Origin of the sequence: Acetitomaculum ruminis DSM 5522 (assembly GCF_900112085.1) — a bacterium.
GTDB lineage: Bacteria > Bacillota > Clostridia > Lachnospirales > Lachnospiraceae > Acetitomaculum > Acetitomaculum ruminis.
The window spans coordinates 1-5229 of record NZ_FOJY01000037.1; the positions used below are offsets into that span (position 1 = coordinate 1).

The following is a 5229-nucleotide window of genomic DNA, read 5'->3' on the forward strand; positions in this document are numbered from 1 at the left end:
AGCAGCCAGTCATGTAATGTCTGTGGTCATAAGCATACCCAGGTTAAAAAATTGTTTGTTAGACAGTGGGTTTGCCCTGAATGCGGAACTTTCCATGATAGGGACATTAATGCTGCTATTAACATAAAAGAAAAAGGTCTAAGTCTACTTGCAGAGCAAATGGCCTAAACCTTAAAATATACATATAGTAGGGTGGGGCACACCCGAACTAGGCAAAAGTCTTACGCTTGTGGAGACTAACGAGAAAACTGCTTACCTTGGTAGGTGTGACAATAACCGTGGTCATTGAAACAAGAATCCCATTAGCTTTAGCTGATGGGAGTGTCAAACATTATACAATAATAAATGGAGGGGTTAGGATTGATTGAGTTTCCAACTGAGATAGTAGAAATGTACAAAGAACTTAAACCTGCTCATAAAAGGGTTTACAGAATAATTAGAGATAGTATATTTTTAGGAAAAATAAAATCAAATGAAAAATTTACAGAAGAGGCCATTTCCACTGCATTAGGTTGCAGCAGGACTCCGGTTAGATCAGCGCTTTTAAAACTTCAGTCGGAAGGTCTTTTAAGACATATGACTAAAACAAACATAGGTTATCAGGAATATTCTAACAAAGATAAAAATGATCTTCTGGAATTAGATATATTTTTGGAAGGAAAAGCTGTTGAATTAGTTGCTGCCAAGGGACTTAAAGAAGAGGAATTTAATATGTTAAATGAAGTTAACCAAATGCTTTTTGACCACCAGACCCTTGAAGAATCAGTTATCTCAGAATATGATGTAAGAGATTTGCATATGCAGTTTCATTTATTAATTGCTAAATATAGCGGAAATAAATTTTTGTACAAAGAAATTGTATCTTTAAGGACAATGATGCGATCCTTTACATCCCTTAAAGCCCGTGATAATGATCATAGGAATAATTTTAAATCAGTAATTGCTCCCCTTCATCAAGAGCTTTTGACAGCCATAAAAGAAGGAGATTCAGAAAAAGCTTCCATTATTATGAGATATGAAATCTCTAAAGCTAAAGATGTATATCTAAGCGTATAATAAACAAAAAACTATTTCAATAATTGTGAGCATAAAAAATATGCTTCTTTGTCTAATAAAACTGTGAAAAATATAAATAACACTATTTCTTTATTGGATACTTTTAAATACATTGTGTCAGAAAAGAAATTGTCTAACTGAGATATTTTTAAAATATATTTTTATTATGATAAAAAATCTATAGAAAAAAAGTGCCGGGAATATTCAAAGGATTAACACATTCGTATGTTAGCTTAATTTTGTGTTTTAAATATTAATTTGTTTTGAAGAGAGGCGCAATTAGCTTAAAAGACACTTAAATAAAGCGAAAAGACATAATCACATCATATTTATTGGAGATAATTTCCTTGTAAATGATAAATTTGCAAGGGATAATGAGAATTTAGTGTCCTTTCAGAATGTGAACGCAGTGCCACTGCGTTCATGAGGAAGTAGCGAAGCGGATTCCGAATGTCCGCTTTACAATTCACAATCCGGATTCGGGCTCAGGTTTTGAAAGAGAGGAAAAAAATGGCAGCAAATATATTTGAAAACATTCTATCTTATTTAGGAGACAGACTTGCTGATTTAGAATACAATCTACGAGAGCTTATTCATAGGGGTAATGATGAGTTAGAGTTGCAGCCAATTCCCGTATATCCGGAACCGGAAAGTACATTAAATGATGATGAAAACTAGGTCGAAGTATTATCATTTATTATACATACATCTGATATTATATTAGCAGGTCAGGCGAAAATAGGAAAAATGTAATGAGAAAAGTCTATGTTGAACTTAAAAAAGTTAAACAATGGACTTTTCTTTTGTGTAAAAAAATTAACAGTTCTTGTTTGATTTAAAATAATAAGTTATAATTATCAGGTTAGTAAAGTGGTTTGGCAGGTGTGTATGTTCATATATACCTTATTTCAGATTTTTTATAAATTTAGACTTATGAAAGGAATTTTAAATGAAGACATTAAAAAAATTTGTGCGTTACTATAAACCATATCTGGGCGTGTTTTTTTTGGATTTAACCTGTGCCACCATAATTTCAATGGTGGATCTGGCATATCCTCAGTTGCTTAGAAGCTTGACGAAAACCCTTTTTAATGATGGAAGCCTTCAGATACTAAAATATCTACCATGGATAGGACTGGCTTTATTGGGCGCCTACCTTTTACAGGCATTATGCAAATATTATGTTTCCTGTCAGGGACATATAATGGGTGCCAAAATGGAAAGAGATATGAGAAAAGAGCTTTTTGAACATTATGAAGCCTTATCTTTTTCCTACTATGATAAAAATAATACAGGTCAGATGATGAGCAGACTGGTATCAGACCTTTTTGATATTTCGGAAATGGCGCATCACGGTCCGGAGAATCTGTTTATATCATTAATAAAAATAATAGGTGCCTTTGTATTTTTATTTAGTATTCATTGGAAATTAGCGTCCATACTTTTGGTACTGGTAGTAGCAATGAGTTATTGTTCCTTTAAACAAAACAGACGCATGAGGGCTACCTTTGCCGACAATAGAAGAAAAATCGGAGATATTAATGCTACATTAAATGATTCATTTTCAGGTATCAGAGTAGTTCAGGCATTTGCTAACGAAGAAATTGAAAAAGAAAAATTTAAAAGAGGCAATGAAGGATTTTTAAAATCCAAGATTGAAAACTACAAGGCCATGGGAATGTTTCAGGGTAGTAACACTTTCTTTCAGGGACTGATGTATCTTACATCCCTGGTAGTAGGAGCCATATTTATAGCAATGGGAGAAATGACAGCGTCAGACCTTGCCATGTATGCATTGTATATTGGAATTTTTATCAGTCCAATTCAAATTCTTGTAGAGCTTACAGAAATGCTACAAAAAGGAATGTCCGGTTTTGAAAGATTTTTGGAAGTAATAGAGACTCCTATAGAAATAAAAGATGCAGACAATGCAGAAGAATTTAAAAATCCCCATGGTGATATTGAATTTAGTAATGTAGATTTTAGATATAATGATGATGAAAATGTTTTGGATAACGTATCCTTTACTGTAAATTCTGGTGAGTCATTTGCATTTGTCGGTCCTTCAGGAGGAGGAAAAACCACGATTTGTTCCATTATCCCCAGATTTTATGACATCAATCATGGTTCAGTGAAAATTGGTGGACAGGACATTAGAAATATTAAAATTCAAGAACTACGAAATCAAATAGGAATAGTTCAGCAGGATGTTTATCTTTTTGATGGAACCATCAGAGAAAATATAGCATATGGAAAACCTGATGCAACAAAAGAAGAAATAGAAGATGCCGCAAAAAAAGCACATCTGGATGATTTTATAGATTCACTTCCGGATGGACTTGATACAAGAGTAGGAGAAAGAGGAACACGATTATCAGGTGGTCAAAAGCAAAGAATATCTATTGCCAGAACATTTTTGAAAAATCCGCCGATTTTAATACTTGATGAAGCAACATCAGCACTTGATAATGAAAGTGAGCAATATATCCAGGAAAGTCTTGAAGAACTTAGCAAAAACAGAACAACTATAACAATCGCCCATAGACTTTCCACTATAAAAAATGCCCAGGAGATAATGGTAATATCTGATGGATGCATAAAAGAGCAGGGAAATCATAAGGAGCTTATGGAAAAAGACGGAATATATGCAAGATATTACAAACTATCAGAAAGAAGTGCTTAACAGTTAAATAAAAATGAGTATCGTTACATATGATAATGATATAATAAACCATGGCAGCAGGTGTAAAAACCTGCTGCTTTTTTAATAATTAACTGCAGATAATTTCGAATAGTTAAGTGTCTCATCTGATATGATTATTCTATTTTAATGATAAGTAAAAAACATAGAATCCGGTGTAAATCCGGAACAAGTTTACCCGTACTGTAAGGCAGACGAAAGTAGCGAAGCGGATTTAAGAATGTCCGCTTTACATAATCCCTCCACTTTAAAATAAGTGTAAAAAACATTATCTTACTAATAAAAATATTCATTAAGAAAAACATTATTTACATTATAATAATACAGTGTTATAATTCCTATGGATGTATAGTGAATTTGTACTAAAATTACATCTTTTTAAATTTCATGGGAGTTATTTTTTAAGTTATAAGTCGGATTAATCCCCAATATACAGATATTTTATACAGATAAGCTGCTGTATAGGTGGCTTGGATTGTGGATTATCTATAAATGAGTTATGGATATGTATTAGTTTCAAATGAAGGCGTTGTAAAGTGGTTACGACCACTTTTATTTGGGACGGTAGTAAAACAAATTGAGATTTTCGTATACGAAAAGGGTGTCTGCATTTTTATAAAATAATTTATTTTTTTAAGAATATCAGAATTATATTAGTGGAAATTATTATTTTAACTTGAATAATAATGTAAAAAAGTTTTTGCCTTTTCAGACATGAGTAAATATTATTTTCTGCTTAGTAAAAACACTTTTAAAGTGAATGTTTACTTACACTGGGTTTGTTCTGGAAAATAAATAATTTTTGTCTGCCCCCGTCGATTTGGAAAAGACGAGAATTTTAAATAATACAAGATAAAAAAACATCATTTAAAATCATGAAAAAGTTAAATTTAAAATAAAAATATCTTGTATAGTATCTAAAAAGTGATATAATAATTATAAATAAAATATTTTTATTAAAAATATAAAAAAGTTAAAAACAAGGAATCCGGTGCAAATCCGGAACACGCTTGCCCGTACTGTAAGGCGGACGAAAGCAGCAATATTATATATGTGCATTCCAGTATGTTGTGCTTTTCATCGTATTAAAGATATTCACATTACAATTACAATATAAAAGATGATTTTTCCTTTTTATATATTAAGGATAAATGCACGGAACAAAACGAATTGCAAATGTATAATAAACCACTGGACGAAAATCCGGGAAGGTGCTGTTACTAGGCTGATGCTAAGTCAGGATACATAATAATTAAAACTTAACTTTGGGAAGAAGTGGGTTTTTCATTAAGAAATTAAATTTATTTAAAATCTAATGAAAAAAGTTGAGATCCATCTTATCGCTATTATCTAAAACGATAATTAAATCTCGTATAATAAATGAGTAATTACTATGTGGAGCTAAAATTTATTCTTGTTAAAAAAGAAAAAAATTCCAGTATATAGGAAATACACCATTCATTTCTAAAAAA

General features: G+C 31.6%; 4 protein-coding genes. All 4 read left to right on the forward strand.

The window, feature by feature from the left end; all coding sequences use genetic code 11:
• Positions 1 to 168, forward strand: a 168-nt coding sequence (locus BM153_RS14365; RefSeq protein WP_143088308.1) for a zinc ribbon domain-containing protein, incomplete at its 5' end; no start/stop codon positions are given.
• A 192-nt stretch (positions 169 to 360) separates the two neighbouring features.
• Entirely contained in the window at positions 361 to 1056 is a 696-nt protein-coding gene (locus BM153_RS13260; RefSeq protein WP_177205732.1) for a GntR family transcriptional regulator, read from the forward strand.
• Between the two features lie 510 nt (positions 1057 to 1566).
• Positions 1567 to 1734: a hypothetical protein gene (locus BM153_RS13820; protein ID WP_177205734.1), complete on the forward strand. Its 168-nt coding sequence runs from the start codon at positions 1567 to 1569 to the stop codon at positions 1732 to 1734.
• 271 nt (positions 1735 to 2005) lie between these two features.
• Positions 2006 to 3739, forward strand: coding sequence for an ABC transporter ATP-binding protein (locus BM153_RS13265; RefSeq protein WP_092874968.1), 1734 nt, complete (start codon positions 2006 to 2008; stop codon positions 3737 to 3739).
• Positions 3740 to 5229: the final 1490 nt, after the last annotated feature.